Here is a 3,494-nt window from a genome sequence, read left to right as displayed (position 1 = left end):
CCTTCTGCCGGTGTCGGCGGGTCGTAGATCTCACCGGAGAGCAGGTCGAGGGATCCCTCGGCTTCTAAAGTCTCCATTGAGGAGAGCCCTGCCGCGGATCCCAACACCCCCTCCAAGTCCACCAGGCTGCCGTTGAAATGGTCGGCAAAACGGCGGGCAATCTCCGCCAGCTCATGGGTTAGTTCATAGGACTGCCGACGGTGCTCTGCATAACCTAGAGAAGCAATGCTGGTTGCTGAGCCGTTCACCTGAGCGCCCCCCACGGGATCGTTGCGCTCAGGCTCTGGCGAAGGTGGGTCAGAGGGGGGATGGTGCCCGGTACTTGGCGGGATGGGCTCCGTTGAGGAAGCAGGGCTGCTGGTGTTATCGCTTGGCAACCCTGGCGCGGCAACGGGATCGGGGGGGAGAAATGCTGTGGGCGGCAGCGGGGCGGAGCTCTTGGACTTGGTTTCGCCGGTGCGATTGGAAACCTCCGGCCTGCCGGAGCGCTGCACAACCAAGTTGAGCTGCACAGGGCGCTGCAACAGATGGTGGAGTACCGACCGCAGTTCGGCTTCTTTGCTGCGCACCTTGTCCACCAAGCCTTTGCTGGGAAAGGCAAGGGTAATCTCTTCCAGAGTCTCTTGCTGCAAATGCCCGGATCCCAGCAGGGCTTTGGTAATTGGGGAAAGGCCCTTGAGGAACTCCTCCCAGCGGGGCCGCAAGAGCCTGGCGGAGGAAGCGGCGGGATCTTGCGCTTTTTCCGGGGAAGTCTCCCCTCGGCTTGGCCCTGCTGTCGGTGGCGGTGTGGAGTCCCCCGTTGCTCGAGAGGCAGGGGTTGGGAGCTTTTCAACCGCTGCTGCAGCCTGCTGCTTTTCTCCTACGACAGCGGGGGCAACGTTCCCATCGAGGTTCTTCAAGACCTCCGGCTTGCTGCTGCCCCTAGCAGAAGACGGGCCGACAACAGCTTCAGGAGAGAGAGCAGGGGATAGGTCGGCAACGGGGAGCGGCTTTCCGCCTTTGGCCTCTGTCGATGGCAGCGGGACGGCACCCTGGCGAAGCTGGCCCAGCAGATCCAGCAGGGCAATTTCCAACCAAAGCTGGGGCTGGCCGCCCTGGCGAATTTGCGGCTCGCACTGGCGCAGATGGCTCTGGGCCGCCAGCAGCATCTCCACCGAGTAGCGAGGGGCCCGCTGCTGCAGGGCTGCCCAAGTGGGATCCGTTACGGCCGCCAACTGCCGCTGTTGTGGTGCCGTCTTGGCCAGCAGCAGATCCCGGTAAAAGGCCACCAGGCTCTGCAGCAGCACCGGCGGCTCTCTGCCCCGCTCCAGCAATTGCCGCGTCTGGGCCAGCACTGCTTGCACATCCTGAGCCAGCAGGGCATCGGTCAACTCCAAAAGCTGCCGCTCCGGGATCCCGCCCACCAAGTCCCACACGGCTTCTGGGGTGATGGATCCCTCCAGCAAGCTGAGCTGATCCAACAGGCGCTCGGCGTCCCGCAGCCCTCCCTGGGCCAGTTGGGCCACCAGCTGCAAGGCTTCTGCCGTGATGGGGATCCCTTCCTGGGCGGCAATCTTGCCCAGGTGGGCCACCATGTCGTCGAGGGGAATGCGGCGAAAGTCAAAGCGCTGACAGCGGGAAACGATGGTGGGCAGAACCCGCTGAGGGTCGGTGGTGGCCAGCACAAACACCACGCGGGGGGGCGGCTCTTCTAGGGTCTTCAGCAAAGCGTTGAAGGCGGCATTGCTGAGCATGTGGCACTCGTCGATGACATAGACCTTGTAGCGGCTATTCACCGGCGCAAACTGGGCCCGCTCGATCAGCTCGCGGATGTTGTCCACACCGGTATTGCTGGCGGCGTCGATTTCAATCACATCCAAAGAAGAGCCGGCGGTGATGGCGCGGCACTGGCTGCACACCTGACAGGGATCCGGCGTCGGCCCCTGCTCGCAATTTAGGGACTTAGCCAAAATGCGGGCGCTGGAGGTCTTGCCCGTGCCGCGCGGCCCACAGAACAAGTAGGCCGGCGCCACCCGGTTTTGCCGGATGGCATTGGTCAAAGTCTGTACCACCGCCCCTTGGCCCACCACATCGGCAAAGCGCTGCGGGCGGTATTTCAAATGAAGGGGTTCGTACTTGCCGGCAGCGGCCATTTTTTGGAGATCTCCAGTCGCAATAGCGGGACGGAGTCCTTGCAAGCGCGCCCCCGCCGCAACCCCTCGATGCTGAGGCGATCCCAGGGGGGCTCCCCCTATTCTGGCTTCTCCCTGTGTCCCTCAGGAGCAACACCGAGTCTTGAAGAAGATGCTGCTTCCTGGGCAAGCAAAGCCTTGGGATCCCGGCGGCGCAGGGGCGGCATCTGCGGCAATTGCACCTTCCAGCGGGGGGCATCCAGTTGATCTATGTGCTGCAGGCGGTAGCTGAGCTGGTACAGCTCCCTCTTGAGCTGGCGATTTTCTGCTTGAATGGCGGCGATGCGCTCGCGGATGGGCTGCAGGCGGGCCTGCAGCTTGCGCCGGTAGAGCTCCGGCAGCTCTTGGAGCATCTGCTCCAACACCTGCTTTTCTTGGTAGAGCTGCTCGATCTCGGCCTCATAGCTGCGAATCTGTCGGTGTTGCTTTTCTTGGCGCAGCTCCAAAAGATCGATCTGGCTTTGCAGCAGGCGGTTGCGCTCCCGCAAAGCCTGAATCTCCTGCTCCCGCGCCGCCAGCGCTTGCACCCACCAGGACTCTGCCCTGCTATCGCCAACAGGCTCGCCGCCGCAAATCGTTTCTTGCATCGACTCTTCCTCAACCCACCATCCCCATCCGCTACTCTATCCAGTCTGCTGGGGCGAGGCCAGGGGTTTCTGGGAAGCCAGCGCTTGTTGCACCTGGGCTTCCAGCTCCGCCAGGGATCCGGAATTGTCCAGCACTACATGGGCGCGACGGGCCTTTTCCTCCAGGGGCCACTGGCTGGCCAGGCGAGCTTCAATTTCTGCCGGTGTCAGGAGGGGATCCCGCTGAGCCAGGCGCTGCCGCTGCTGCTCAGGGGTACAGGTCACCACCCAGATCTCGCTGACCCAGTTTTCCATGTGGGCCTCAAACAGCAGCGGGATCATCAGGCAAACGGTGGGAGGGCCGTCCTTTTGAGGATGTTGCACCCCTTGCGGCGCAGAGGCTCCGTGAGACTGGAGAAACTCCCGCAGCCGCGCTTTGACAAACGGGTGAATCTGGGCTTCTAGCCAGGCCCGCTCGGCGGCATCGGCAAAGATAATCTGCCCTAACTGGCGGCGATCCAGCTCTCCAGAGGGATCCCGGATGGCCTGGCCATAGCGCTGCAGCACCCGCTCGCGGATGGGGGATCCCACCGCCAAGGCCTGGCGGGCCATCTGATCCGCATCGGCCACCGGGATCCCGTGCCGTTCCAAGATGCGGGCCACTGTGGATTTACCGGTGGCTATGCCGCCCGTCAAGCCGATGATTCTCATGGGAGCTGTACGATTTCACACAAGTTGGAGCCAGCCTCTCACCCCC

At 63.1% G+C, this 3,494-nt stretch carries 3 protein-coding genes; all 3 read right to left on the bottom strand.

The annotated features are described in order from the left end of the window. Positions 1-2,132: DNA polymerase III subunit gamma/tau (locus tag NW844_RS12005; RefSeq protein WP_414335939.1), on the bottom strand; the 2,132-nt coding region annotated here is incomplete at its 3' end. 98 nt (positions 2,133-2,230) lie between these two features. After that, the gene (locus NW844_RS12000) at positions 2,231-2,758 is read right to left on the bottom strand and encodes a hypothetical protein (RefSeq protein ID WP_414335938.1); all 528 of its coding nucleotides are present in this window, start codon (positions 2,756-2,758) and stop codon (positions 2,231-2,233) included. Between the two features lie 36 nt (positions 2,759-2,794). Beyond that, complete coding sequence (coaE, locus tag NW844_RS11995) at positions 2,795-3,448, bottom strand: dephospho-CoA kinase (RefSeq protein WP_414335937.1); 654 nt, start codon at positions 3,446-3,448, stop codon at positions 2,795-2,797. Between the last annotated feature and the right edge of the window lie 46 nt (positions 3,449-3,494).

The sequence above is a fragment of the Synechococcus sp. H55.2 genome, from assembly GCF_047462495.1.
In the GTDB taxonomy this organism is placed as follows: domain Bacteria; phylum Cyanobacteriota; class Cyanobacteriia; order Thermostichales; family Thermostichaceae; genus Thermostichus.
This window is presented reverse-complemented; position numbering and strand designations above follow the sequence as displayed.